This is a genomic window from Xanthomonas sp. 3058, assembly GCF_014199765.1.
Taxonomy (GTDB): domain Bacteria; phylum Pseudomonadota; class Gammaproteobacteria; order Xanthomonadales; family Xanthomonadaceae; genus Xanthomonas; species Xanthomonas campestris_B.
The window spans coordinates 321,896-345,196 of sequence record NZ_JACHOF010000003.1; the positions used below are offsets into that span (position 1 = coordinate 321,896).

A 23,301-nucleotide genomic window follows, 5' to 3' on the forward strand; every position below is an offset into this window, starting at 1 on the left:
GGTGACGATGACACGTTGCGGCGGCGGTGTCGGCGCACGCATCCTTAGAATGGCATTTGCAAGAAAAGCCGCGCGGTTAACGTTGACTGCTGCAACCGACAGCTATTCCAAATCACCTCTAAAGCATGCCATGCGCATGCCGGTACACCGCCGAGCGGGTGCTGACCGCGAGCGAACTGCATGAAACCTCTGCGGCTGTTGTGCCTGCTGCTGGCCTACGCGTTCAACGCGTCTGCCGAGCAATTCAAGATCCTGGTGGCGGCCATTCCCAACCGGTATCACCACGACTATATCCCGGTGGCCAAGCCGCAATTCGAAGCGATGGCACGCAAGCATTAGTTCGAACGGGTGTGGGCATGGAATGCCAAGGCCTTCGATGGCGATCTGTCGCAGTACGCAGCGATCGCGCTGCTCAACACGCCGGCCACCGATCTGGAACCGACCCAGCGCGCCAAGTTTCAGCAGCACGTACGCAACGGCGGCGGCGTGGTCGCGGTGCACAAGGCATTGCGATCAAGCGTGGCGAGTGGGAGTGGTACGACCATCTGATCGGCCGCTCGTTCCGAGCCCATCCCTATAGGCAGACCGCGATGGTGGATGTGGTGGACGCCAACTCCCCGCCACCTCCGGCCTCCAAGGCGTTGGGTATGGACCGACGAATGGTACGAGTACGATCCGCCCTACAGCGACGCTCTGGTCACGCTGCTGACGGTGGACGCCCCATGCTGATCTCGCCCGGCCAGGTCGCCAGGGGGATGGGCAAGCAGCATCCGGTGGCGTGGTACCGCCACTTCGAAGGTGGCCGCGTGTTTGCCACTGCACTGGGTCATCTGGCAGAGGCCTATAACGATCCGCGTTATTTCGGTCATCTAGATGGCGGTATTTACTGGGCAGCCGCTGGGCGCGGCGTGGGAGAGACCGTGCCTGCAGGCCAGCGACAGCGCGCACCTTGAGTGATTGAGACGCGATGACGTGGAGTTGCTGAGGGATGCGCGATGGTGTTGCTCCATCGGCCCTTCACGCACCTTCCCCGCAAACAGGGGAAGGAAACTTCCGTGCCGCTTGCACGCAGCGCGGTGGTTGTTCCCCTCTCCTGCCTGCGGGAGAGGGGTAGTAGAGGTGAGCGCGCTTCTACCGCCCCCCACGCGCCATGCTGGAAAACACACCATCCCGACGCACCCAGGCGTGAAACAGCGCTGCGCTCAAATGCCCCAGCACCGTGGCGAACAGCAGATACGCCAACCAGCCATGCGCGCTACGCAGCCACGCATACAGTGCGGGATCGTGCGGCGCGATGGACGGCAATTGCGCACCGGGCCACAGCACGATCGGATAACCGCCGGCCGACAACATCGCCCAGCCGATCAGCGGCATGCCCAGCATCAATGCATACAACAACCAGTGGGAAGCGATCGCGGCAGCCTTTTGCCATGTCGGCAGATCGGCTGGCAGCGGCGGTGGCTTGTTGCGCAGGCGGTTGATCAACCGCAGCACCGCAAGGATCAGGATCGCGATGCCCAGCGGGCGATGCAGATCGATCAACCACGGCCGTTGCGTGACCGAGGCCACCATGCCCACGCCGACGAACAGCATGGTCAGGATCATCGCGGCCATCAGCCAATGCAGCACGCGCGCGGGCAGATTGAAGTGGGTGTGGCTGCTCATCGGTGTGCTCCCTGGCCGGTGGCGGCGCTGCCTGCGCCGTTGGCGATCTCATGCTCGCGCCGGTTGAACGATTGCGAATACACCGACGACCGCGCCGCCAGGATCGGGTCGTTCGATGCAGCGATGCCCTTGGGCAGGATCAGCGGGTCGTAATTGAGGTCGCGGCACGGGCCGCTGGCCTGCGGCTCGGCATGATCGATCGAGACGGTGCCGGCCACGATCTGCTTGCGGCTCTGCGGCCATGGCTGCGACGGATCGTCGACCGCATCGCCCGGCTCGGCGACGGTCAGCACCAGGTCCCAGCGCAGTGGTCCCTGCGCCAGGCGCGTGTCCAGATCGGTGGCGAGAAAATCACCATCGGCTTGTGCGCGCTGCTCGGCGCTCAGTTCCTTGAACGGGGTATGCGGACGCATCGACCAGCGGATGTAGCGCTCACGTCCATCGGCCGCAATTGCACGAAAGGCGTTCACCCCGTTGTATTGCGTATTGGCCCAGCTATCCGACCATGGCGCGGTCTTGGCCCACTGCTGGAACTTGGCCGCTTCCGGATACTGCTTGCCGAACGCGGCCAGCTTGGCCGGGTCGGGCTTGCCGGTGGCCGGGTCCGGCCTGGACGCCACATTCAATGCCTGGAAGCCGGCCGGCGAGGCCACCACGAAGAATGGAAAACTATTCATCGCGGTGCGCCATTCCTGGCCATCGTCGCTGCGCAACAACAGCGCCATGCTGCGCACCCGTGCCGCACCGTCGGCGCCATGCGGGTCGCCGCCGCCGATCGACATGCGCCCGAGCACCGGCGTGCTGGCCTGGCTGAAGATGCGTGCCGAGGACAGCCAGGTGGCCTTGCCGCTGGCCTTGAATTCCCCACTCACACACACGCCTTTGGTATGCGCGCGGCGGAAGCCCGGATGCGGCGGCCCGCTGGCTTCGATGGTGTCGGTCATGCGCGCGGCGGTGAGCCGGTCGCCACCGATCCAGCCAGCAGTCCAGGCGAACGCAACCGCGAGGCCACCAGCAATCGCGGCAATGCCCAGCAGTGGCGCCACGCGAACGCTTCCGCGCTGCGGCGGCGGGGGAGGTGGCAAGGTCATGGCTGGCTCCAGTAGTCGGTGCGGTGAGTGATCGGTGCAGTGAGACGCGGTGCCGGTGGCTGTGAGCGGCTAACAGACACGACTGCGCTGCCGTCGGGCGGGGCGCGGCACGCGGACATTGCGTTTACGAGCGCGCCATCCGCATCCACCTGACGACCGCCGGCCACGTGTTGTCCGCCGCTTTTAATTCCCGTGATCGCCAAAAAACGCCCCGCGCGGACCAGTGCTGGGAATAGTCCACGCTCCCGCGCGTTTACGGTGTGATGCCATCACCAAAACCTGCCGATGGATGCGCTGGGCGGCGAGCGGTTGCGCAGCATGCCGTGCCGGCGCTGCGCCGCTTCGCGTGCTCAGCGGTGAACCCACACGCGCTGACGATCTGGTGCGGGCCTTGCTGGAACGCGCATACGTCCACCATCAAGCGCAGTTGCAGGCGGGCGCACCACGTCGGGAGCGGAGCTCAGTTGCCGTAGCGCTGCTGCAGCATCACAAAGGCCGAGCGCAGCGCCAGTGCTTCGCCGCCGGCCGGGCGGCCGGGACGGTCGCTGTCGTTCCAGGCGTACACGTCCAGATGCGCCCACAGCTGGCCCGGTGCGACAAAGCGCTCCAGATACAGCGCGGCGGTCACTGCACCGGCCATGCGCGAGCCGGCGTTGGCCATGTCGGCCACATGGCTGTTGAGATAGCGCAAGTAAGGGCGCCATAGCGGCATGCGCCAGACCGGGTCGCGGGTCTGCTCACCGGCGTTGAGCCAGGCCTCGGCCAGGGCATCGTCATTGGCGAACAGCGCCGGCAGGTCCGGGCCCAACGCAATGCGCGCAGCGCCGGTGAGTGTGGCGAAATCCAGGATCAGATCGGGACGCTGTTCGGTGGCGTAACTCAGCGCATCGCACAGCACCAGCCGGCCTTCGGCATCGGTGTTGTCCACTTCCACGCTCACACCGGCGCGGGTGGTGATCACTTCGCCGGGGCGGAATGCGTCCGGACCGACCGCGTTTTCGACTGCAGGAATCAGCAAGGTCAGCCGCACCGGCAACTGTTGCGTCATCACCAGGCCGGCCAGTGCCAATGCATGTGCCGCGCCGCCCATGTCCTTTTTCATGTTGCGCATGCCGTCGGCCGGTTTCAGATCCAGCCCACCGGTGTCGAAGCACACGCCCTTGCCGACCAGCACCAGATGCGGATGCTCGGCCGCGCCCCAGCGCAGCGCGATCAGGCGCGGGGCGCGATGCGAGGCACGCCCCACCGCGTGGATGGTGGGGAAATTCTGCGCCAGCAGTTCCTCGCCGACGATGGCGTCCACCTGCGCGCCATGCGGTTGCGCCAGTGCACGCGTGGCGTCTTCCAGCTGCTGCGGGCCCATGTCTTCGGTTGGCGTATTGACCCAGTCGCGCACGCGGATGCAGGCCTCGATCAAGGCGCGTGTGTGCGGCGTCGGTGTGGCCGCCAGTTCGGCCGGTGCGCGCGGCACCTTGCGGTAGCGCGAGAAGCGGTAGGCGCCCAGGCCCCAGCCCAGGTGGAGCAGCGCCTGTTCGGTCTCGCTCAGCGCACTGGCCAGCGTCCAGCGGCTGGCCGGTGGCAGCGCCATCGGCGCGTGTGCGTAGGCATAGGCATCGGCGCGGTCGCCGATGCCAAGCACCGCGCCGGCCAGCCCGTGTTCGCCCGGCAGCAACAGCACGCTGCCCGGCGCGGCATCGAAACGTTGCGCCTGTGCCCACGACAGCACGCGGGTGGGCTGCTCGGCGCACCAATGTGCAAAGCCTTCGCGGTCGAGCACATGCAGCGGCAGGGCTGCGGCGTGGGGATCGATGAAACCGGTGAGCTGCGACATGGAAATCCTCGGAGGCGGCGCCATGCGCCGAGCAAAAAGTGGCTCAGGCCGGAAGGCGGATGCCAGCGTGTGCGGCGTCCGGGTGCGGCTGCTGGGCGTCCAGCCAATCGGCCAGCCCGGTCATGGAGTCGAATTCCAGATCCGGTTGCTGGGTCGGATGCGACCACTGCGCGCCTTCACGATTGATCCAGCACGCACGCAGGCCGGCATCCAGCGCGCCAAGCACGTCCATGCGCACGTGGTCGCCCACATGCAGCACCTGCGCCGGCGGCACCTGCAGGCGCGCGCATGCGGCCAGGAAGATGCTCGCATCCGGCTTGGCGCTGCCGTGTTCGCGCGAGCCCAGCTGAAACGCAAAATGATGCATCAACCCGATGCGGTGCAGATCCGCATTGCCGTTGCTGAGCGCCGCCACCGGCACATGCGCGGCGATGCGTGCCAGCGCGTCGAGCGCATCCGGATAGCACTCCACCTGGTTGCGCGCGGCGTAGAAGACTTCATACGCAGGCTCCAGCAAGGCCAGATCGCCCCCGCTTTCGCGCAGCGCCATTTCCAGCGTCAATCGGCGCAGTGCGCTCAGGTCGTGATGCAGGTGGGGGTTGTCGGCAAAGCTGCGCTCGCGCAGTTCGCGCATCGCCTCCACCGGGAACCGCTCGGCGGTGACCGGACTGTGCTCGCGCATCCAGTCGTATAGCACCTGATCGATCCGTGCGCCGATCGGCGCAAAGGGCCACAACGTATCGTCGAGGTCGAGGGTGATGGCGCGGATTAGAAAACTCATGGCGAGAGTGTAATGCCGGGAATGCGAACTCGGGAATGGAGAATGTGCAGCGCCGCGCCGCTGCGGGCTGCGTCACCGCGCTTGCGATTCCCGATTCCCAACTCCCGATTCCCGGTTACTCAAGCAACCGCGCCCAGCGCTGCATCCCCTCCACCCGGCTCAGCACCATCTTGATGCAGACCAGCAGCGGCACTGCCAGCAGCAGGCCGACCATGCCCCACAGCCAGCCGAACAGCATCAGCGCCAGGATCAACATCAACGGCGAGATCGCCATGCGTCGGCCCAGCACGATCGGCGTCACCACCTGACCTTCGATCGTATGCAACGCCAGATACAGGATCGCCGGCAGCATCGACGACAAGGTGGTGCGGAATTCCACAAAGCCCATCAGCAACATCAACATCACGCCGATCAACGGGCCCACATACGGTGCGAAGTTGAGCAATGCCACCACCGTGCCCCACAACAACGCTTCGGGTAGCGGAATGCGCAGTGCATACAAGATGCCTGCGAACACCAGCCCGACCAGCGTGTTGATGACGCTGATGGTCAGCACGTAACGCGACACCTCGCGCTCGATATCCAACATGATTTCGGTGGTAAAGCGCTGCTGTTGTCGATTGGGTAGCAACGCAATCGCATGCCGTTGCAGGCTTTCGCCGTAGACCATGAAGAAGAACGTCAACAGCACCACCGCCAGCACCGATGCGGCGAGCTTGGGCGTGCGCACCAACGCCCTATAGGGATCGTCCATCTGCGTACGCACGACCTGCACGCTGCGTTGGCCTTCGCCACCTGCCGCTCGTGCGAAATTTTCCGCAGCCTGATTGGCCTGCATCATCGGCTTGGTGAAATTACGCACGTCACGCGCAATCAACCGCATCTGCTGTGGCGCCTGTTGCACCCACTCCGCCGCCGGCCCGGCCAGCTGCGTGGCGAGCGTCACGGTGCCGAAGAGCCCCAGGCACAGCACCAGCAATGCGCCCAGGAAGCGGGGGATATACAGCTTGCGCAGGCCACGCAGGATCGGATTGCCGATCAGCGCGAAGAATGCCGCCAGCATGATCGGCAAGATGATCGTCTGCGCCGCCCACAAGGTATAGCCGACCGCGAGCGTAGCCAGCACGACCATCGACACCGGTGCGCGTGGACGTGGAGCGGGGGGCGGCGGAAGCGAATCTGCCGCAACGGCAGCATCCAGTGAATCGACGGGAAGAGACATGCGTGGCCAGGATGCGGCTGGCGTGCTGCCAGCGGTACGCCATTATCGGCGCAATGCGTCAACAGCGCGCACAAAGACTGTGCGCGTCATGTCAGTACCAATGAGACCAGGTAACGGACGCGACTGCATGCCGGCCAGCCTGGCGATAATCAGAACACCGGGGGGCGCTGCGAATCACGCCGCGCGATCGGTGGGCACCTGGACGACCGTCACCGGAGGATCGGCGGCCACCTCTTCGGCATTGTCGGCAGCACGTTCGGCCTGCTCGGAGGCTTCCTGCGCACGGTGCGCCGTGAAGAGCGCAGAGATCGTGCTGACCATCTGCAGAATTTTCGGAATACCGCCCAACTTGCCGGCGATGCTGCCGAGTGCCGCCTGCGGTTCGTTGCGGCCGGTGACGAAACCCAGACCGAAGCCAACCATCACGATCCGCACCGGCGACCATCCTGCGCGCCAGGTCTGGCGCAGGTCATTCCAATGCAGGCGCGTGTCCTGGGCGCGTCCTTCCACCAGCAATTCGGCGCGTTCGACGCGTTGACGCAAGGTGCCGAACTTCATGGGCGTGCTCCACTGGCTGACGAGGCAGCCGCATCGTCGTCGCTGCCATCGTCAAAGAGGCCCAGTTTGACCAGTTGACGACGGGTAGCGTTGAAAGCGGTGTGATCGAAGTAAAAGAACACCCGCCACGCAGCGATCCCTGTGACCAGCAGACTGGCCACGGCAGTAAAAAACAACGCCTGGAACCACGACAGGCCGGCACGCTGCAGCAATGCGATGATTGCGCCGGCCAACAATAACCATGTTGATGCACCGAACACGACGGCCACGCATGCCCATGCCAGGCCGCGTCCGAAGGCGCTGCGTGCCAACTGCAGATCGGCAGACACCAGCCGACGCAATGCGCGGCTGGTGTCCTTGGCCGAACTCAGCGTCGCGCTGCCGGCTGCACCGACCGCACGCACGCTTTCTTCCAGTCCTGGCGCTTCCGGACGCGCATCAGGCGCGCCGGAATCAGCAGTTGTAGAGGCCTGATCGCTCACGACTTAGTGGTCGTTGCTGCGTGCCAGCTTGGCAATGATCCAGCCGGCGGCAAATGCTGCGCCGAATGCAGCGAGCGGACGCTCGCGGATCAGGTCGGTCGCGCTTTCCAGCAGGTCGTTGCCCTTGCTGACCAGCACGTCCATCTGCTCCTTGGCAGCAGCGCCGCCGAACTCGGCTGCGGCCATGCCGGCAAGCGCGGTATCGGACAATTCGGCCTTGACGTTTGCGCGACCGAGTTTGAGTTCATCGCCTGCCGCGCTGGTGGCACCCTTGACGGCCTCGCCTGCAGCACTGGCAGCCGACTTCAGATGGGTGCCGGCTTCGCTCAGGTTGTCTTTCAGCTGTTCGGTATTGGTGGGGCTCATGCGATATCTCCTACGGTCGTTGAGGGCAGCCGCCACAGCGTGCGGTCGTGTAGTAGCAATAGCATCGGCAGGGTGTAGGGGGTGTTAGGGCTGGAGTGTCCGGGTGTACCTCAGATCAACGCATCAACGCGTCGTACTGCGCGTTGCCACGCAGGATGCGCACCACCAATTGCTGCGGCTTGCGTTGGAAGTTGGCGCGCCAGCTGGCCAGATCCGCAAAGTCGCCGACGCTGCTGGCCACGATCACATCGCCGGACACCAGCCCATTGGCGGCGGCGCGACCACCACGTTTGACCTCGCTGACCATCACCCCGGTGATGCCGGACTGGCGCAGCGATTCGGGCAGATCGACGAAGGTGGCGCCACCCAGGCGCGGGTCCAGCATGTCGCCGGTGACGGCGCGATCCTGTTCTTTCAAGGTTGCCTTGAGCTTGAGCGGTTTGCCGTCGCGACGGATATCCAGCGTCACTGCGCTGCCGACCGCCTGCAGGCCTTCGTAGTTGTGTAGCGCTTCGGCACTGTCCACGCGTTGATCGTTGGCCGCCACCACCACATCGCCGGGCTGCACTCCGGCCGCGGCCGCAGCGGAACCTGGTAGCACGCGCGTTACCAACGCCCCGCGCAACGAATCCACGCCCAGGCCCTGCAGCATCTGCTGCGTGAGATTCTGCGCTTCCAGGCCAAGCGTGCCGCGCACCACCACGCCCTTGGTCACCAACTGCTCGACCACGTTGCGCGCCAGGTTGGACGGAATCGCCAGGCCCAACCCGATATTGCCGGCCATGCTGCCCTGCGGGTTGAAGCTGGCGGTATTGATGCCCACCAACTGGCCCTGCAGATTGACCAGCGCGCCGCCGGAGTTGCCCGGGTTGATCGAGGCATCGGTCTGGATGAAGTTCTGGTAGCCCAAGCCGCGAATACCGCTGCGGCCCACCGCAGAGACGATGCCGGAAGTGACCGTCTGGGTGAAGCCGAACGGGTTGCCGATGGCCACTACAAAATCGCCTACCCGCAGCGCATTGCTGTCGGCCAGTTTGATATCGGTGAGCTTGTCGGCCTTGATGCGGATCAGGGCGATATCGGTATCGGCATCGGAGCCGATGAACTCTGCCTTCACCGTGCGCCCGTCGCCGAGCGTCACCTGCACATCGTCGGCATTTTCGATGACGTGGTGGTTGGTCAGCACGTAGCCTTTTTGCGCATCGATGATCACGCCCGAGCCCAACGATTCGTTGATGCGGTCTTGCGGCACCTGCGGAAACAGCCGGCGCAAAATCGGGTCGTTGAAGAACGGGTTGCGCACACGCACCACCTGTTTGGTGTTGACACTCACCACCGCAGGCATTGCTTGTTGCAGCATCGGCGCCAATGACGGCACCGGCTGGCCGCCGACCGCGGCCGGCAATGCCGCCGCAGCGGGCAAACTGGACGCCGCCGTGCTGGTGGGGGTGGCCTCGGCACGGTTGTCCAGCCAGGCGTTGATGCCGGTGGCGGCAAATCCGCCGAAGGCGGCGGCCAGTGAAAGTGTCAGCAAGGTGGGGAGCGGTCGCATGCAACGGAGTCCGGGTTACGCGGTGGAAAAGGGATAGGGCGTCTGACTGCGTAAATCAAGCTGAACGAGAGTGCCTGCGTACAATTTAACTGCTGGTGAAAGCGCTGCGCATGCCTTGCCGGTGTTGCGTTGACAGCTGCTTGGGCCCGGCGTAGCGTCCGCTTGATCCGATGCCTGTTCAGCATTCCGAATGCCGTCGTGCATCGCCCGCTTTCCAGATTGATGCCCTTAAGGAGGGTCTATGAGCAACGGCAATGGTGTGACGGCAACCCTGTCCGACGCCGTCGATAGCGTCAAGAGCACGGCCACCGAGTTGGGCGAAAACATTGCCAGCACCGCCAGCGACGCGGTTGCCAGCGTCAAGGAGGCAGCGGACGCGGCGGCGGGCGAGGTCAAGACCCGTGTGGCAACGGCCCGCAAGGCAGTGGTGAAGGTTGAAAAGCGTGTCGTCAAGAAGGCCGGCGAAGCCGCCACGGCGGTGAAAGGCACTGTGGCCAGGACCAAGCGCTCGTTGGTGTCGAGCAAAGAGGCCGCCAAGGACAAGCTGATCGCCACCAAGGAGGCCGCCAAGCAGAAGCTGACGACGACCAAGGAGGCGGCCAAGCAGAAACTGAGCAGCACCACCGATGCGGCCAAGAAAAAGTTGGCCAGCACCAAGGTCAATGCCAAGCAGAAGCTGGAAACCGCCAAGGCCAACGCCAAGGCCGAAGCCGCTGCGCTGAGTGCCAAGACGGCCGCCAAGAGCGCAGCGCGCAAGACGGCGGTGGCCGCGGTCGGCGCGCGGTCGGCAGCGAAGAAATCGGCAGGGAAGTCGGCGGCAATCGGCAAGTCGACTGCTAAGACGTTGGCCAAGCCCGCAGCCAAGAAAGCGCCGGTGGCCAAGCAGACTGCAACCAAGCAGGCCGCAGTGAAGAAGGCTCCGCTCAAGAAGGCGGTGACCAAGACCACGTTGAAGAAGGCCGCCAAGGTCACCAAGACCCCGGCAACCCGCGCAGTGGCCAAGACCACCGCCGCACGTAAGGCAGTGGGCAAGAAAGCTGCCAAGCGCGTGACCCGCTGATGCTGCACGCCACACGGCGAAGCTGATACACCGCAATGACGTGAATCAGGGCCGATGCTGTGCAAACAGCATCGGCCCTTGTCGTGATCGATCGCTAACCCTGCGATCCATCACGCAACATCTCGTCTCAAGTGCTGTCAGCGTTGCGTGCCTTGCCCGGTCGCAGGCTGCGCTGGTCCATCGCTGGACGGCCTCCGTGCCTTGCCCGCAAGGCGAGGTGCATACAGGCCTGTCTCGTGCTTCTTCAGTTCGTGGCCAGGCACTTGGACAACGTGCCCGATTGGCTCAGCGCTGCAGGATTGCGCGCAGCGCGGCCTCCAACTGCACGTACTGGAAGCGGAAGCCGGCATCGAGCGCACGTTGCGGCAGTACGCGCTGACTGATCAGCAACAGATCGGCCATTTCGCCGAAGCCCAGCCGCAGCACGCCGGCCGGTAGCGGCAGCAGGGCCGGGCGATGCAACACCTTGGCCAGCGTGCGCGCGAACTCGGCGTTGGTGACCGGGTTCGGTGCGGTGGCGTTGTAGGCACCGGCCTGGCCGTGCTGCAGCAACCACAGCAACAGCGCGACCATGTCGGCGCGGTGAATCCAGCTCATCCAGTGCCGGCCATCGCCGAACGGCCCCCCACCGCCGAAGCGGAACGCGGGCAGCATGCGTGCCAGCGCACCGCCATCGCGGTCCAGCACGATGCCGGTGCGAACCCGGCTCACGCGCAGGCCCAATGCGGCGATCGTGTCTGCCTCGGCTTCCCAGTCGCGGCAGAGCAGTGCGGAGAAATCGTTGCCGGCGCCATCGGCTTCGGTCAGCGGCGCTTCGCCGCGTTCGCCGTAATAGCCCACCGCCGAACCGGAGATCAGCACCGACGGGCGCTGCTCGGGCGGCTGCTGTGCGATCCAGGCGTGCAATTGCCCGGTGATGCCCAGGCGCGACGCGCGGAAGCGCTGCTTGCGTGCGTCGGTCCAGCGGCCGGCAGCCAATGGCTCGCCGGCCAGGTTGATGACCGCATCAGCCTGCACGCCATCCAGTGTCTCCACCGCGCTGATGCCAGGCAGGCGGCGGCTGGCACGACGGGGGTCGCGGCTCAGTACAGTGACGTGATGGCCGGCATGCAGCAGTGCCGGGCACAACGCCTGACCGATGAAGCCGGTGCCGCCGGTGATGAGCAAACGCATGGAAGACCTCCTGGGCTGACGCGATGCGGCACCATAGGCCAGTGTCGACCCAACCACAGTGAAGCCGCTCCGGCGTGCCGCCAACGCCGCTACAAGAACGCCGCTACAAGAAGGGGTGGTGCGGACGTCTTCGCCCAGCGCCCGCCCAAACGCAAACGCGCCGGACGAACCGGCGCGTTTGCGTACTGCAGAAGCGGGTGGGGCGCCTAGCGCGACGACGATACCGCGTGGGCACGCTCGAAGTGCGCCGACACCACGCGTCGGGTCTCTTCCAGATGCTGCTTGACCGGTGCGCTTTCCGCCGCAGGCAGCAATTCGGAATCGATGATCTTGAGGGTGTCGCCATGGTCGCTGACCATCGTGCTCAGAAGCCCATTGCGGTATGCATCCTTGCCGTCTGGCAGGGTCAGCGTCTTCGCCAACGCCTCCACCGCCGCCTTGCCCTTGGCGCGCATCGCATCGGCGCGCGAACTGTCCTTGGCACCGAGTGCCTTGGTCTTTTCCAGGTTGGCTTGGTGGTCGTGCAGCATCTGCTGGGCGAATTCGGCCGTGGCACCGCCCAGATCCTGCTCAATGGCCTGCTTGGCCAGCGCAATCTCGTTTTCGTCGATTGCTGCCAGCACGCCCAATGCGCCGCCGTCGCCCTTTGCCAGCTCGGCTGCGCCGGTGCCGCTGACCGGTGCGGCGGTCGGCTCCGGCGACACGGACGGTGCGGTGCGCGATGCATCGCCACCGGGGCGATCGCAGGCGGTGAGGGTCAGCATGGTCAACAACGAGGTCGCAGCGAGAAAGGATTTCATGGAGGTCCCGGAAAGAATTCGGCTGGTAGTGCCAAGGGTGAAATGCAAAGGAGCCGCGATGCGGCTCCGGTGGTGCGTCGATTCAAAACCGACAGCTCAAGCAAACTGTGCCTGGGAAAGCGGACCGGCGCCGCGCAAACTTGCCGGCGTGCGGAGTTTGTCCTGCGCGGTACGGCATACGCGCGCCATGCGTGCAGTGCGTTCGCGAATCACCGCATGTTCGCTGGCCGGCGCGCTGCCGAGCAGACTGGCCACATGGAAGCCCAGGATGTCCTCCGCACGGTCGCCCTGGTCGCTGATGATGTGCGGCACCAGCCGCTCCAATCGTTCCAGCTCCTGCTGCACTTGATACGGGGTTTTCATGGCGTTCTCCAATGAATGACAGGTCTTGCTCGACGATGCGTGCTCAACTATTGCGCGTACCCAGGCGCTGCCAGCAATCGGTTGCCAACTGTTCGTAGTTGGACTGGGTACTGGATGAAATGAAGTGATGCTCCAGACGATCTCGGAACAGGCGCAAACGCTCTTGGTCACTCGAACGCGGTGCCTGCAGATAGATGTCGCAGGCCATCTTCACCACCGGGGACAATTCGCTGAACTTGCCTGCGCCAAGATTTCCCTGGGCATGCCGCGCCTGCCAATGCGCGATTTCGGCTTGTACATCGATAACGGAGGGATCTCTGCTCATGACGTGAGGTGTTCCGGGCTAAACAAACTTGACGTTTAGAGTAACCATCTACCCGTCAACGCATGGTCATCGAACCCGACCGTGATGCCGGATTTCCGACGTGCACGCTTAATTGGTCAGATTTGTTTTCCGCCTCTACACGCTACGCATGCACTTGCCATCGCGGTCGTGCAGGTGAGAGATCCAGCCGCGTACCAATCTTCCCGAACAGCGTTGGCATGATGCCGGTGCAGGCATGGACGCCTTGTGTGGGTGCGGTAAGCAATGACGTAGATGCAGTGATGCAACAGACAAAAAGCTGCGTGTTTTAGCGAAATTTACATAACATTCTGAACCGCTCCACACTTGTGTAACGTCGGATCCTTAAGCTGTGTGATGACGTGAAGGAGAGAGTACTCAGGATGCGGGATAGCGAAGACAGTCGTAAGCAGCAGCACGCCAGTGGAACACCCGAAGCGCGTGTGTGGTGGCATGCTTTGGTAGAACTGCGTGGGGGACGGGTGGCAATCAGTCTGATTGCCGTGCTGGTCATCGTGTTCGCGGTCTATCTGGTCTTGAAATAATCTGGCATTGAAACGAGATGGGGTTGCGTGCGCAGCGTCATCGATGCGCAGGTTCGCGCTTCGATCGAATGAATAAACATGCGGGCTTCGCCAAGATGCAGATAGCGCATCGATCGCCGTTGGGATGTCACCTCGATCGGCTGCCGCTCTGATTTGAACGCTGGGCAGTGATAGACGCAATAACGAAAAAAAACGGGCCCAGCGGCCCGTTCTTTTTTCTACCCGCCAACCGCGCAGGCATGTGCTACGCGACTGCGATTACACGCGTGGATCGGTGGGATTGCGACGTGTGGCTGCATCGGGACGCTCCGAATCGAAGGCCTCGCGTACCGCATGCTTGGCTTTCTCCCAGCTTAGACGCGAGTTGGACTTGAAACGGTCCCAGCCATCGCCCAGGTCGCGTTCCAGATGGTCGTCCCACTGGCGGCCGGCATGTTGTTGCCGCGCCTGCATGCCATAGCGATAAGCGGGGCGATAGTCGTCGTAGGAATATTCGGCATCACGATAACTGGCGCTGTCGAAACGGCCTTCGTAGTGGGTGTCACCCTCGCGATAGACGCTGTGCGTGCGATCGGCGCGTTCCCAGGCATCGCGGGCCGCCAACCGTGCTTCTTCCCATTCAAGGCGCGATTGACCGCGGTTGCGCGGCCACTCGCCGGCCAACGTCGCTTCGGTCTCTTCCCAGGTGCTGGTCGGGCGCGTTTCGCGCGCCTGCAAGCCAAATCCGTAGACGGTGGCGTAATCGCGATCGTAATCGGTGCCTTCCCTGTAGTACGGGCGGTTCTGGTGCTCCTGGCGCCAGTATTCGGTTTCCACCGTCGGGTCCAGGCGCTCGGCGACGCCTTTGCCCGCTGCCGCGCCGGCAACCACGCCAACGGCTGCACCGATCAACGTGCCAAGCGGACCGAACACCGTGCCGGCGATCGCGCCGGCTGCCGCGCCACCGGTGATGCCGCCGACACCGACTCCGACCGGATGCGAACCGGGCGCGCCGGTGATCGGATCACGATTCAACTCCTTTGCTTCGGCGTTGCGTTCTTGCTTGTCGAGGTTGCTGTCGTGAATGGTCATGTCGTCTCCGTGTGCCTGTAGGTGCGTCTGTCGAGACAGATCGCGAGCGTGGGGCCACAGTGGGCAGGCAGGAGTGAAACGGGTGTGCTGGGATGTGAGCGTCATCGCGATAAGACTGAACTGTGCATTTCGCAGCTCGGATGAGGCTGTCAGCGGTATCTCGCTGCATACAAGCACGATTGCACGAACGTCATCTCGCCGTTGAAGCACATCCTCGACGCAGCATTGCGTGACCTAAGGATGTACGCAGCGATGCCTCCACGCGCAACGCGGCGCGAACGCGCAGTGGCGGGATTGCGGATGGCATTGCCGGCAGTGAGGCGCGATGCACGCGCTGCGTGACATCAGTCACGTGTCGAACCACGGGCCACCTGTCGAACAAGGCACGCGGAGGTGTGGGTCTCTGGCGCAGTCATGCACCGGCAAGCTCAATCGCCGTGCGTGCCCAACGTGCGCGCGCCGGTCAGGATCATGCGCAGCATCTGCGAGATCTGCTCGACCAGTTCGGGGTCCTTTTCCGGCGGCGAATCCATCGCCACTGCGCCCATCGCAAACACCAGCCGGGTGATCGCCTTGGACACCAGCGCCGGTGCGTGCAGCTTGGCGTTGTCGGCGGCCGCCAGGCGGATGAGGTCCACGCGCAGCTCGTCTTCGAAATAGCTGAGCTCGCGTTCCACCGCTTGCTTGAAGGCATCCGAGCCCACCGCACCTTCGCGCAGCAACACGTGCAGCAGCTTGTCGTCGGCGCGCAGTTGTTCCATGAAGGCTTCGACCGATACGCGAATGACGCTGCGATCGGTGGAGGTGGCGCGCTGGCGGGCCTGGCCGATGATGGTGCGCAACGAGCGTCCGGCCAGATCGATCAAGGCCACCGCCAACTCGTCCATGTCGCGGAACTGGCGGTAGAAGCTGTTCGGCGCGATGCCGGCTTCGCGTGCCACTTCGCGCAGGCTGAGTGTGGACAGGCTGCGGTGCGGGCCGATCAACGACAGCGCCGCGGCAATCAGATCCTCGCGTGAAATCGCCGGCTTGCGTGACGGCGGCGCGTCGTGGGAAGGCAGGGCGATGGATGTCATGGGGCAAGCGCCGGGCGTGGGCCTGAATCATAGCCCTTCTGGTCGATATACAACTGTATACACGGCTGTGCATGCATGCGTATAGTGCAATCCATGAAGCTGGCATCTCCTCCCAAGTCCAAGTCCCCGTTGCCGACGCGTCTGGCGCGCCGGCTGGTGTCGCCGCAGTTGTTCGATTTCTGGGCGACCCGGATCAATCCGTTGTGGACGCTGGAGCGGCCGATGGCCCGCCTGGTCGCGCGTACGCCGGCCAGCCGCGACGCGGTGACCCTGGTGTTGCAGCCCAACGGGCACTGGCAGGGCTTGCAGGCCGGCCAGCACGTGAGCCTGGGCGTGGAGATCGACGGCCGCCGTCTGTTGCGCAGCTACAGCCCCACCGTGCTGGCCGATGGTCGCCTGGCGATCACCGTCAAGGCGATCGAGGGCGGGCTGGTCAGCCGCTATCTGGCAAGCGACGCGGCCATTGGAACGGTGGTGTCGCTGGATCCGGCGTTCGGCGACATGCTGCTGCCGACCACCCCGACCCCGCTGTTGCTGCTGGCTGCCGGCTCGGGCATCACCCCGATGCGGGCACTGCTGCAGGCCGCCGCGCGAGCCGGCATGCCGATGGACGTGGACCTGCTGTACTGGGTGCGCCAGCGCGACGAAGCCTGTTTTGTCGACGAATTCGAGGCGATGGCTGCCGCACATCCGCGCCTGCGCGTACGTGTGCTGACCACCCGCGAAGGCGACACCCCGGCCCCACGTATCGATACCTATGCGCTGGAGCACATCGCCGATCTTCAACGCCGGCAGGTGATGGCGTGCGGTCCGGGCGGTTTTGTGCAGGCCGCACGCGAGCGTCTGCAGGGTCGCGTGGCCGCATTCCAGGCCGAAGCCTTCAGCGTGCCGACGCTCGACGACGGCGAAGCCGGCGACGTCCAGGTCCAGTTGTCACGTAGCGGTCGTACGCTCACCTTGCCGCGCGGCCAGTCGCTGTTGGAAGGGCTGGAAGCGCAAGGGCTGCGCCCGAAGCACGGCTGCCGCATGGGCATCTGCAACAGCTGCGCCTGCGCCCGCCAGTCCGGCACCACGCGCCACCTGTTGACCGGTGAGCGCAGCAACGAACCCACCGCACAGGTCCGCCTGTGCATCAGTGCCCCGAGCACTGACCTGATCCTGGATCTGTAAGGAATCTCCATGAGCCGAGTCCATAACCGTGCCCTGTCCGCCGCCGAACTGCAGTCCTTCGGCGACGAGCTCGATGCCATCCGCGCCCGCGTGCAAACCCAGGTCGGCGCCGACGACGCGCGCTACATCCGCCGCATCGTGGCCGCCGTGCGCTGGACCGGCGTGGCTGGCCGCGCGCTGCTGTTCCTGGGCGCATTCGTGCACAGCGTGCTGATTCCGGCGTGGATCGCCGGCGTGGTGCTGCTGACGCTGTCCAAGATCCTGGAAAACATGGAGTTGGGCCACAATGTGATGCACGGCCAGTACGACTGGATGGGCGACCCGCAGCTCAACGGCAACACCTACGAGTGGGACATCGTCGCCACCGGCGACAACTGGCGCAAGACGCATAACTTCAAGCATCACACCTACACCAACGTGCGCGGCATGGACGACGACATCGGCTATGGCCTGCTGAGGATCTTCCCCGAGCAGCGCTGGCGCCCGTTCTACCTGCTGCAGCCGTTCATCGCGGTGGTGTTCGCGCTGCTGTTCGAATGGGGCGTGGCGATCCAGGACCTGCGCCTGGGCCGTTGGTTCGCCGGCAAGATGAAGGCGGCCGAATTGCGTGCCTCATTCCTGCCGGTCGGCCGCAAGATGGGCCGCCAGATGCTCAAGGACTACATCGTGTTCCCGTTGCTGGCCGGCCCGTTCTTCCTGACCGTGCTGCTGGGCAATCTCACCGCCAACGTGCTGCGCAGCATCTGGACCTTCGTGATCATCTTCTGCGGCCACTTCACCGCCGATGCCGAAGTTTTCCCGAAGGAATCGATCCGCAACGAATCGCGTGGTCACTGGTACCTGCGTCAGCTGCGTGGCTCGTCGAATCTGACCGGCGGCAAGCTGATGAATGTGCTGTCGGGCAATCTGAGCCACCAGATCGAGCATCACTTCTACCCGGACCTGCCGGCCAACCGTTACGCGCAGATTGCGGAGGAAGTGAAGCAGGTCTGTGCGCGCTACGGTCAGCACTACAACACCGGTTCGCTGCCGCGTCAGTTCGGCCAGGTGATGTGGCGGATCGTGCGGCATGCCTTCCCGAGCCGGCCCAAGCCGGTGCGCCAGCGCGAAGGCGTGCTGCAAAGCGCCTGATTGAAAGGGTCGCCGTTGGCGGCCCTTTTTTGTTGTGTCAGTTCGATCAGGTCGCAACACGACGTGGCGCACGAACGGACGCGAGTGTCGTCGGTGCTTGCGGAAGTGGCGAGCACGTCGGCGGCGATTCGCGCATGCCGTTTGCTTGCACCGGCCACCGCTGGGCCTGCTGTCGGTCAGTGTGTTCGGGTTGATCACTGTGTTGTAACTGCCCAGCTGCAAGGTCATCAACGGTTGTTGCGGGTTGGCACGCGGGTGTCGTCGCGTGGTCACCACCATGCCGCGTCTGACCATGAAGTCCGGCGCACGTTGCGGAATGCGTTCGGGCAGTTGCCCCAGGACGTGCAGAGCAGCCGGTGCTGCTGGAAATCGCCCAGCTCCGCGATGGACTGGTTGGTCAATACCAGCGCGCATCTGCGCCAGGTGCGCAGTCGAGCACGGCGGCAGTTGCAGGGTGGCCATGGTGAGCAGCGCGCCAAGGGCTTCGTCCAGGGCCGTTTCGGTGCGCCGCAGCGACAGCGCGCCAATTGGCTGAGCTTGCTGTGTTCGCGGTTCAGCGCCAAGCGTCAGGCCAGGTCGTAGGGCAGGCAGATCGGCAGGGTTGCGCATGCCACCACCAGCAGCACGGTCACACTGATGGCAGCGTTGACGCTGCACGTCAGCGCCGCATCTGCGGGAGGCCGGTTCACGCAAGGCATCCTGCGCAATGAGCGCTGGCCGGGTGCGAGCGCAGCATGCGCAGGCGGCGCGCAGCCACCGGGTTGCCCGCACGGCGAGGCTGCGCGGGCAGGAAAAAGACCAGAGACATGGTTGCCCAGGCTGCACGTCGCGGATGTACGCCGCGTGGACGCCTTGCTTGCGTCTGGCGGCCAGGCGGTGGTGGAGGAGGAGGATTATCCACGTTGCGGGGCGTCCGACGTGTCGGTGGATTCACGCGGTTGCACGCGACCGCGCGCTAGGGTCGAAACGTCGGCGCTTCCGCATGCGGGTAACGGGACAATCCGGTCCCACGCATGGCGCTTTCACTGGAGGAATCACCCATGACAACGCAGAAAGAACGCGTCGGCGGCACCGATGCCGTGCCGATCTTCAAGATGCAGGAAACCACGCGCGATGGCGAACTGACCAAATACGTGGTCGGCGACACCGGTGTGGCCTTCGACAGCCTGGAAGGTGCGCAGGCTGCGGCCAAGGATCTGGGCACGCTCAACGGTTGAGCTGGCTGCAAGCCGGTCGCCAGTCGTCGGCTATCAGACAGGCGAGGGTGGGAGGCCAGGGGCCTTGCAGCTGAGGTGCTAATCATCCGCTCTGCAGTTGATCCATCAGCACACGCCAATCATTTCGAGGCGCAGGACCACCGAGATGTTGACTTCGAGCGTTGTTGTACGCAGTCAAAAGCTGAGTCCGTCGAGTGAGCGGTCCCCTCACCGCCGCTGCTCGAGGGTGCGGGTTCACGCCATGGAGGTGGCTGGCCGCTCTGCCAGCGCTACGCAGCAGTCAGGGAAGTGGCTGCTCGGTCAGTCGCCCGGTGTGTGGCGTGTGGATCAGCGCAGCCAGATCGAAGCCCTGCTCGCGCGCATGCGCCAGATACGCCTGCGTGATGTTTTCGTCCAGGTGTGGGAGCCGCGCCAGCAGCCATAGATACTTGCGGTCCGGGCCGCCGACCAGCGCAGCGGTGTAGTCGGCATCGATGCGCATCACCCAGTAATCGCCCTTGGTGAAGGGAATCCAGCGCAGACCTTCGGGCAGGAAGGTGACCTCCAGTCGCGCGTTGCTGTCGTCGATGGCGCGTGCCTCACCAACCGCTTCTTCCAACGCGCCGTCGGCAGTCAGGCAGCGGTTCTGCACGCGGACCGTGCCGTCGTCCTGCAGCGAATAGTGCGCCGATACATCGGTGCAATCCGCATCTTCGAAACGGATCGGCAGCCGCGCGATCTCGTACCAGGTGCCGAGATAGCGCTGCAAATCCAGCGATGGAACGGTGATGAGGTCGGCTCGGCTCATGGCGGTCTCGGTGCAGTGGAGAGACCGATGTTGTACGTGCATCGCCATGAAATGGATGTCGGGAGGTGGTGAGCGCGGGTGTTGGCGTGTTGAAAAAGTGGCCTCAATCGCCGCGCCATTGCGGGAATATCAAGGGACTCATGCCAGCGGATCAGCGCTGCTATGCCACGCTTGCTGCACTCAACGCGCGATCCAGCTTGCGGTAGCCGATCGCTTCGGTGAGATGGCGCGTGGCAATGATGGCGCTGTCGTCGAGATCGGCGATGGTGCGTGCCACACGCAGGATGCGATGCATCGAGCGTGCGGACAGCTGCAGGTGTTCGATCGCGCGTTCCAGCAGCACCTGGTCGTCGTCCTGCAGGCGGCAGTGCTGATCGGTCTGCGCCTGGTCCAGTTGCGCGTTGGGCGCGCCGGCGCGCGCCAGTTGCCGTTCGCGTGCTGTAACCACGCGTTCTCGCACACTGGCGCTGGCTTCGCCGAGGTTGCCGCTGCGCAGTGCCTGCGGCGGCAACCGCGGCACTTCGACATGCAGGTCGATCCGGTCCAGCAACGGGCCGGAGATGCGGCTACGATAGCGGCGGATGCTGTCGCTGCTGCAACGGCAACGTCCGCTGGCATCGCCGGCCCATCCGCACGGGCATGGATTCATCGCGGCCACCAATTGGAATCGTGCGGGGAAATCCACGCTGCGCGCTGCGCGCGAGATCGTGACCAGGCCCGATTCCAGGGGCTCGCGCAACACTTCCAAAGTCTGCCGTTGCCACTCGGGCAATTCGTCCAAAAACAGCACACCGTTGTGCGCCAATGAAATCTCGCCCGGGCGCGGATGCGTGCCACCACCGACCAACGCGACCGCGCTGGCGGTGTGGTGCGGAGTGCGGTAGGGGCGTTGCCGCCAGCGGGCAAGATCCAGCCCGCGACCGCTGATCGAGGTGATCGCGGCCGTTTCCAGTGCTTCTGCCTCGCTGGCTTCCGGCAACAGGCCGGGCAGGCGTGAGGCGAGCAAGGTCTTGCCGCAACCGGGGCTGCCGACCAGCAGCAGATGGTGGCCTCCGGCGGCGGCGATCTCCAGTGCGCGGCGTGCGTGCGGCTGGCCGCGGACATCGGCCATATCGGGCAGGGCGCGCGCGCCAAGTGCGGGGATCGCCACTTCTGCTGCGGGCGCTTGCTGGCTGCCGTTGAGCGCGGCGCAGACTTCCAGCAGCGTGCGCGCGGTGAAGGCTTCCACGTGCCCGGCAATGGCCGCTTCGGCGCCATTGGCCAGCGGCACGATCAGCCGCCGCCCGGCTTGCGCGGCCGCCAGGGCGGCCGGCAGCACGCCATCGACGCCGCGCAGCTCGCCGGTCAGCGCGAGCTCGCCGAGAAATTCGTAATCGGCCAACGCCTGGCGGTCGATCTGCCCGCTGGCGGCCAGGATGCCAAGTGCGATCGGCAGGTCGAAGCGGCCGCCTTCCTTCGGCAAATCGGCCGGCGCCAGATTGATGGTGATGCGGCGTGCGGGGAATTCGAACTGTGCGCACAGCAGTGCGGCACGCACGCGTTCGCGCGATTCGCGTACCGCCGCCTCGGGCAGGCCCACGATCTGGGTGGAGGGAAGACCGCCGGAGAGATGCACTTCCACCCGAACTTCAGGCGCACGCACCCCTACGCGGGCACGGCTGTGTACCAGCGCCAGACTCATGGTGGGCGGCCTTGACTCAGGGAGTGGTGGGGGGCGCGGCAGGCGGTGTGCCGGGCGCGCGGGCTTCCAGGGCGGCGACGGCCTGTTCCAGCGCATCGAGTTTTTCGCGCGTGCGCAGCAGTACCGCGCGCTGCACGTCGAACTCTTCGCGGGTGACTAGGTCCAGCTTGCCCAGGCCGGCCTGCAGCGCACCCTTGAAGGTGCTCTGCAGCTCTTCGCGCGATTGGCGCAGGCCCGGCGGCACCAGGTCGCTGAGGCGGCGGGCGAGGTCGTCGAGCTGGTTGAAATCGATCATGGTGTTCTCCGCAGGTCCGTAGGAAGCCTAGTGCAGGCCGGGGCACGCGGAACATCGGCAAGTCAGTCGGCAGGCGGTAAGGATAGTCCCATTCGGCTGTCGGTCGCGGTAACGGGCGCGCGCGATGGGATGAGTGTTATCGCTGTCCACGGTATGCTGCGCGCCTGTCATGCCCTGGATCTGCACCGATGAAAATGATCATGGCCATCGTCAAGCCGTTCAAGCTCGACGATGTGCGCGAAGCGCTCGCCGGCTGCGGAGTGGCGGGTATCACGGTGACCGAGGTCAAGGGCTTCGGGCGGCAGAAGGGTCACACCGAGCTGTATCGCGGCGCTGAATACGTGGTCGATTTCCTGCCCAAGGTGAAGATCGAAGTGGCGGTCACCGACGACCAGACCGAGCGCGTGGTCGAGGCGATCGTCGCCGCAGCCGGTACCGGCAAGATCGGCGATGGCAAGGTGTTCGTCTACGATCTGGGGAGCGTGGTGCGCATCCGCACCGGCGAGCTGGATAGCGACGCGCTGTAGCCCTGTCGCGTGGCGCTGCGTTGTGGCGGCGCCTCTGCTGCGTGCTGAAAGACGCTGACGGCAGTGCGGCGCGCATCAGGCCTTCTCAACCCTGACAGCACACGCCAGATTGATGGATGCGCTGGGCAATGCCGCGTTGCAGGCAAACCGGTACGGCTGCGACGCGCCTGTCACTGGCGTAGCGGCGGCGTCATTAACGCACGCGTTAGTTTCTGCGACGCCGACGCCGACGCCTATACCGCACACGCCGATCGATGCATGCGGGGGCGCTGCGTTGCGAGCAAGTGGAACAGCGGCTACCGCGGCCTTGACCGGCAATGACGGGGCGCAGACGTGTCTGCCTACGCGACTACCGCTTTAGACGGGCCATGCTCAGGTCGGTTCCTGCGCAGCGTGAGGCCTTGGCAGATCGCGTCCTGGCAGCCGTTCTCTGATCGAGCGTCGAATACGCCCATGTGTGATCTGAAGAGCTGGCCTAGCCGTCGCCACGTCGCGTGGGATGCCGCTCCCGCAA

The 23,301-nt window shown here is 64.8% G+C and carries 27 protein-coding genes and 1 pseudogene; 9 read left to right on the forward strand and 19 right to left on the reverse strand.

The window, feature by feature from the left end; genetic code table 11:
• The first annotated feature begins 180 nt into the window (after nucleotides 1-180).
• From GGR61_RS21090 to GGR61_RS21100, 3 genes are read left to right on the forward strand one after another with little or no spacing between them, the layout of a single operon-like run.
• The gene (locus tag GGR61_RS21090) at nucleotides 181-339 is read left to right on the forward strand and encodes a hypothetical protein (RefSeq protein ID WP_260287088.1); all 159 of its coding nucleotides are present in this window, start codon (nucleotides 181-183) and stop codon (nucleotides 337-339) included.
• A gap of 9 nt (nucleotides 340-348) precedes the next feature.
• On the forward strand, nucleotides 349-549 hold the full coding sequence (locus GGR61_RS21095) for a ThuA domain-containing protein (RefSeq protein WP_326520620.1): 201 nt from the start codon (nucleotides 349-351) through the stop codon (nucleotides 547-549).
• A complete protein-coding gene (locus tag GGR61_RS21100; protein WP_326520622.1) occupies nucleotides 549-953 on the forward strand; it encodes a ThuA domain-containing protein in 405 nt (134 codons plus the stop codon). The genes GGR61_RS21095 and GGR61_RS21100 overlap by 1 nt, the downstream gene beginning before the upstream one ends.
• Nucleotides 954-1,131: 178 nt before the next feature.
• Here the strand turns inward: GGR61_RS21100 and GGR61_RS06915 are convergent, their stop codons facing one another.
• From GGR61_RS06915 to GGR61_RS06955, 9 genes are all read right to left on the reverse strand, one after another.
• Entirely contained in the window at nucleotides 1,132-1,665 is a 534-nt protein-coding gene (locus tag GGR61_RS06915; RefSeq protein ID WP_184620904.1) for a cytochrome b, read from the reverse strand.
• Nucleotides 1,662-2,756 carry a catalase family peroxidase gene (locus GGR61_RS06920; protein ID WP_184620905.1) on the reverse strand — a complete coding sequence of 365 codons (1,095 nt, stop codon included), beginning with the start codon at nucleotides 2,754-2,756 and terminating at the stop codon, nucleotides 1,662-1,664. Before GGR61_RS06920 ends, GGR61_RS06915 begins: the two co-directional genes overlap by 4 nt.
• Nucleotides 2,757-3,216: 460 nt before the next feature.
• Nucleotides 3,217-4,587 carry a leucyl aminopeptidase family protein gene (locus GGR61_RS06925; RefSeq protein ID WP_184620906.1) on the reverse strand — a complete coding sequence of 457 codons (1,371 nt, stop codon included), beginning with the start codon at nucleotides 4,585-4,587 and terminating at the stop codon, nucleotides 3,217-3,219.
• Between the two features lie 43 nt (nucleotides 4,588-4,630).
• Nucleotides 4,631-5,368, reverse strand: a complete 738-nt coding sequence (locus GGR61_RS06930; protein ID WP_184620907.1) for an HAD family hydrolase — start codon at nucleotides 5,366-5,368, stop codon at nucleotides 4,631-4,633.
• Between the two features lie 115 nt (nucleotides 5,369-5,483).
• Nucleotides 5,484-6,590 carry an AI-2E family transporter gene (locus GGR61_RS06935; protein ID WP_184620908.1) on the reverse strand — a complete coding sequence of 369 codons (1,107 nt, stop codon included), beginning with the start codon at nucleotides 6,588-6,590 and terminating at the stop codon, nucleotides 5,484-5,486.
• A 174-nt stretch (nucleotides 6,591-6,764) separates the two neighbouring features.
• Complete coding sequence (locus GGR61_RS06940) at nucleotides 6,765-7,148, reverse strand: hypothetical protein (protein ID WP_184620909.1); 384 nt, start codon at nucleotides 7,146-7,148, stop codon at nucleotides 6,765-6,767.
• On the reverse strand, nucleotides 7,145-7,630 hold the full coding sequence (locus GGR61_RS06945) for a phage holin family protein (protein ID WP_184620910.1): 486 nt from the start codon (nucleotides 7,628-7,630) through the stop codon (nucleotides 7,145-7,147). The genes GGR61_RS06940 and GGR61_RS06945 overlap by 4 nt, the downstream gene beginning before the upstream one ends.
• Before the next feature lie 3 nt (nucleotides 7,631-7,633).
• Complete coding sequence (locus GGR61_RS06950; protein ID WP_184406376.1) at nucleotides 7,634-7,996, reverse strand: hypothetical protein; 363 nt, start codon at nucleotides 7,994-7,996, stop codon at nucleotides 7,634-7,636.
• A gap of 115 nt (nucleotides 7,997-8,111) precedes the next feature.
• On the reverse strand, nucleotides 8,112-9,548 hold the full coding sequence (locus GGR61_RS06955; protein WP_184406375.1) for a Do family serine endopeptidase: 1,437 nt from the start codon (nucleotides 9,546-9,548) through the stop codon (nucleotides 8,112-8,114).
• Between the two features lie 241 nt (nucleotides 9,549-9,789).
• Between GGR61_RS06955 and GGR61_RS06960 the strand changes: the two genes are divergently transcribed.
• Nucleotides 9,790-10,608, forward strand: coding sequence for a histidine biosynthesis protein HisIE (locus GGR61_RS06960; RefSeq protein WP_184406374.1), 819 nt, complete (start codon nucleotides 9,790-9,792; stop codon nucleotides 10,606-10,608).
• Between the two features lie 285 nt (nucleotides 10,609-10,893).
• On the opposite strand, the gene GGR61_RS06965 is transcribed toward GGR61_RS06960, so the two are convergent.
• The 4 genes from GGR61_RS06965 to GGR61_RS06980 form a co-directional block, all read right to left on the reverse strand.
• Nucleotides 10,894-11,781 (reverse strand): TIGR01777 family oxidoreductase, encoded by an 888-nt coding sequence (locus tag GGR61_RS06965; RefSeq protein WP_184620911.1) that lies wholly within the window; start codon nucleotides 11,779-11,781, stop codon nucleotides 10,894-10,896.
• A 206-nt stretch (nucleotides 11,782-11,987) separates the two neighbouring features.
• Nucleotides 11,988-12,581 (reverse strand): DUF4142 domain-containing protein, encoded by a 594-nt coding sequence (locus GGR61_RS06970; RefSeq protein WP_184620912.1) that lies wholly within the window; start codon nucleotides 12,579-12,581, stop codon nucleotides 11,988-11,990.
• Between the two features lie 96 nt (nucleotides 12,582-12,677).
• Nucleotides 12,678-12,944, reverse strand: coding sequence for a hypothetical protein (locus tag GGR61_RS06975; RefSeq protein WP_184406371.1), 267 nt, complete (start codon nucleotides 12,942-12,944; stop codon nucleotides 12,678-12,680).
• Between the two features lie 43 nt (nucleotides 12,945-12,987).
• Nucleotides 12,988-13,269, reverse strand: a complete 282-nt coding sequence (locus tag GGR61_RS06980; protein WP_016902660.1) for a hypothetical protein — start codon at nucleotides 13,267-13,269, stop codon at nucleotides 12,988-12,990.
• A gap of 401 nt (nucleotides 13,270-13,670) precedes the next feature.
• Between GGR61_RS06980 and GGR61_RS06985 the strand changes: the two genes are divergently transcribed.
• Nucleotides 13,671-13,832, forward strand: a complete 162-nt coding sequence (locus GGR61_RS06985; RefSeq protein WP_184620913.1) for a hypothetical protein — start codon at nucleotides 13,671-13,673, stop codon at nucleotides 13,830-13,832.
• Between the two features lie 258 nt (nucleotides 13,833-14,090).
• On the opposite strand, the gene GGR61_RS06990 is transcribed toward GGR61_RS06985, so the two are convergent.
• Both GGR61_RS06990 and fabR read right to left on the reverse strand, forming a co-directional pair.
• Complete coding sequence (locus GGR61_RS06990) at nucleotides 14,091-14,903, reverse strand: hypothetical protein (RefSeq protein ID WP_184620914.1); 813 nt, start codon at nucleotides 14,901-14,903, stop codon at nucleotides 14,091-14,093.
• Between the two features lie 428 nt (nucleotides 14,904-15,331).
• Nucleotides 15,332-15,979: an HTH-type transcriptional repressor FabR gene (gene fabR / locus GGR61_RS06995; protein ID WP_184620915.1), complete on the reverse strand. Its 648-nt coding sequence runs from the start codon at nucleotides 15,977-15,979 to the stop codon at nucleotides 15,332-15,334.
• Nucleotides 15,980-16,072: 93 nt separating this feature from the next.
• On the opposite strand from fabR, the gene GGR61_RS07000 reads away from it, so the two are divergent.
• Both GGR61_RS07000 and GGR61_RS07005 read left to right on the forward strand, forming a co-directional pair.
• Nucleotides 16,073-17,149, forward strand: a complete 1,077-nt coding sequence (locus GGR61_RS07000; RefSeq protein WP_184620916.1) for a ferredoxin reductase — start codon at nucleotides 16,073-16,075, stop codon at nucleotides 17,147-17,149.
• 9 nt (nucleotides 17,150-17,158) lie between these two features.
• On the forward strand, nucleotides 17,159-18,280 hold the full coding sequence (locus GGR61_RS07005) for an acyl-CoA desaturase (RefSeq protein WP_184620917.1): 1,122 nt from the start codon (nucleotides 17,159-17,161) through the stop codon (nucleotides 18,278-18,280).
• 171 nt (nucleotides 18,281-18,451) lie between these two features.
• Here the strand turns inward: GGR61_RS07005 and GGR61_RS07010 are convergent.
• Nucleotides 18,452-18,978: pseudogene (locus GGR61_RS07010) on the reverse strand (CSS-motif domain-containing protein); the annotation flags it as partial.
• A 342-nt stretch (nucleotides 18,979-19,320) separates the two neighbouring features.
• On the opposite strand from GGR61_RS07010, the gene GGR61_RS07015 reads away from it, so the two are divergent.
• Nucleotides 19,321-19,497: a hypothetical protein gene (locus GGR61_RS07015; protein WP_010374782.1), complete on the forward strand. Its 177-nt coding sequence runs from the start codon at nucleotides 19,321-19,323 to the stop codon at nucleotides 19,495-19,497.
• 280 nt (nucleotides 19,498-19,777) lie between these two features.
• Here the strand turns inward: GGR61_RS07015 and GGR61_RS07020 are convergent, their stop codons facing one another.
• The 3 genes from GGR61_RS07020 to GGR61_RS07030 form a co-directional block, all read right to left on the reverse strand.
• The gene (locus tag GGR61_RS07020; RefSeq protein ID WP_221228997.1) at nucleotides 19,778-20,284 is read right to left on the reverse strand and encodes a lipocalin family protein; all 507 of its coding nucleotides are present in this window, start codon (nucleotides 20,282-20,284) and stop codon (nucleotides 19,778-19,780) included.
• 160 nt (nucleotides 20,285-20,444) lie between these two features.
• The gene (locus GGR61_RS07025) at nucleotides 20,445-21,965 is read right to left on the reverse strand and encodes a YifB family Mg chelatase-like AAA ATPase (RefSeq protein WP_184620919.1); all 1,521 of its coding nucleotides are present in this window, start codon (nucleotides 21,963-21,965) and stop codon (nucleotides 20,445-20,447) included.
• Between the two features lie 16 nt (nucleotides 21,966-21,981).
• On the reverse strand, nucleotides 21,982-22,260 hold the full coding sequence (locus tag GGR61_RS07030; protein WP_184406361.1) for an accessory factor UbiK family protein: 279 nt from the start codon (nucleotides 22,258-22,260) through the stop codon (nucleotides 21,982-21,984).
• A 188-nt stretch (nucleotides 22,261-22,448) separates the two neighbouring features.
• Between GGR61_RS07030 and GGR61_RS07035 the strand changes: the two genes are divergently transcribed.
• Nucleotides 22,449-22,787, forward strand: coding sequence for a P-II family nitrogen regulator (locus tag GGR61_RS07035; RefSeq protein WP_184406360.1), 339 nt, complete (start codon nucleotides 22,449-22,451; stop codon nucleotides 22,785-22,787).
• Nucleotides 22,788-23,301 lie beyond the last annotated feature (514 nt).

What these genes read in the sequence shown, in the direction of transcription:
- GGR61_RS21090 (WP_260287088.1), top strand. Translation starts at nt 181, where the DNA reads ATGAAACCTCTGCGGCTGTTGTGCCTGCTGCTGGCCTACGCGTTCAAC.
- GGR61_RS06915 (WP_184620904.1), bottom strand. Translation starts at nt 1,665, where the DNA reads ATGAGCAGCCACACCCACTTCAATCTGCCCGCGCGCGTGCTGCATTGG.
- GGR61_RS06920 (WP_184620905.1), bottom strand. Translation starts at nt 2,756, where the DNA reads ATGACCTTGCCACCTCCCCCGCCGCCGCAGCGCGGAAGCGTTCGCGTG.
- GGR61_RS06925 (WP_184620906.1), bottom strand. Translation starts at nt 4,587, where the DNA reads ATGTCGCAGCTCACCGGTTTCATCGATCCCCACGCCGCAGCCCTGCCG.
- GGR61_RS06930 (WP_184620907.1), bottom strand. Translation starts at nt 5,368, where the DNA reads ATGAGTTTTCTAATCCGCGCCATCACCCTCGACCTCGACGATACGTTG.
- GGR61_RS06935 (WP_184620908.1), bottom strand. Translation starts at nt 6,590, where the DNA reads ATGTCTCTTCCCGTCGATTCACTGGATGCTGCCGTTGCGGCAGATTCG.
- GGR61_RS06940 (WP_184620909.1), bottom strand. Translation starts at nt 7,148, where the DNA reads ATGAAGTTCGGCACCTTGCGTCAACGCGTCGAACGCGCCGAATTGCTG.
- GGR61_RS06950 (WP_184406376.1), bottom strand. Translation starts at nt 7,996, where the DNA reads ATGAGCCCCACCAATACCGAACAGCTGAAAGACAACCTGAGCGAAGCC.
- GGR61_RS06955 (WP_184406375.1), bottom strand. Translation starts at nt 9,548, where the DNA reads ATGCGACCGCTCCCCACCTTGCTGACACTTTCACTGGCCGCCGCCTTC.
- GGR61_RS06960 (WP_184406374.1), top strand. Translation starts at nt 9,790, where the DNA reads ATGAGCAACGGCAATGGTGTGACGGCAACCCTGTCCGACGCCGTCGAT.
- GGR61_RS06965 (WP_184620911.1), bottom strand. Translation starts at nt 11,781, where the DNA reads ATGCGTTTGCTCATCACCGGCGGCACCGGCTTCATCGGTCAGGCGTTG.
- GGR61_RS06970 (WP_184620912.1), bottom strand. Translation starts at nt 12,581, where the DNA reads ATGAAATCCTTTCTCGCTGCGACCTCGTTGTTGACCATGCTGACCCTC.
- GGR61_RS06975 (WP_184406371.1), bottom strand. Translation starts at nt 12,944, where the DNA reads ATGAAAACCCCGTATCAAGTGCAGCAGGAGCTGGAACGATTGGAGCGG.
- GGR61_RS06980 (WP_016902660.1), bottom strand. Translation starts at nt 13,269, where the DNA reads ATGAGCAGAGATCCCTCCGTTATCGATGTACAAGCCGAAATCGCGCAT.
- GGR61_RS06985 (WP_184620913.1), top strand. Translation starts at nt 13,671, where the DNA reads ATGCGGGATAGCGAAGACAGTCGTAAGCAGCAGCACGCCAGTGGAACA.
- GGR61_RS06990 (WP_184620914.1), bottom strand. Translation starts at nt 14,903, where the DNA reads ATGACCATTCACGACAGCAACCTCGACAAGCAAGAACGCAACGCCGAA.
- fabR (WP_184620915.1), bottom strand. Translation starts at nt 15,979, where the DNA reads ATGACATCCATCGCCCTGCCTTCCCACGACGCGCCGCCGTCACGCAAG.
- GGR61_RS07000 (WP_184620916.1), top strand. Translation starts at nt 16,073, where the DNA reads ATGAAGCTGGCATCTCCTCCCAAGTCCAAGTCCCCGTTGCCGACGCGT.
- GGR61_RS07005 (WP_184620917.1), top strand. Translation starts at nt 17,159, where the DNA reads ATGAGCCGAGTCCATAACCGTGCCCTGTCCGCCGCCGAACTGCAGTCC.
- GGR61_RS07015 (WP_010374782.1), top strand. Translation starts at nt 19,321, where the DNA reads ATGACAACGCAGAAAGAACGCGTCGGCGGCACCGATGCCGTGCCGATC.
- GGR61_RS07020 (WP_221228997.1), bottom strand. Translation starts at nt 20,284, where the DNA reads ATGAGCCGAGCCGACCTCATCACCGTTCCATCGCTGGATTTGCAGCGC.
- GGR61_RS07025 (WP_184620919.1), bottom strand. Translation starts at nt 21,965, where the DNA reads ATGAGTCTGGCGCTGGTACACAGCCGTGCCCGCGTAGGGGTGCGTGCG.
- GGR61_RS07030 (WP_184406361.1), bottom strand. Translation starts at nt 22,260, where the DNA reads ATGATCGATTTCAACCAGCTCGACGACCTCGCCCGCCGCCTCAGCGAC.
- GGR61_RS07035 (WP_184406360.1), top strand. Translation starts at nt 22,449, where the DNA reads ATGAAAATGATCATGGCCATCGTCAAGCCGTTCAAGCTCGACGATGTG.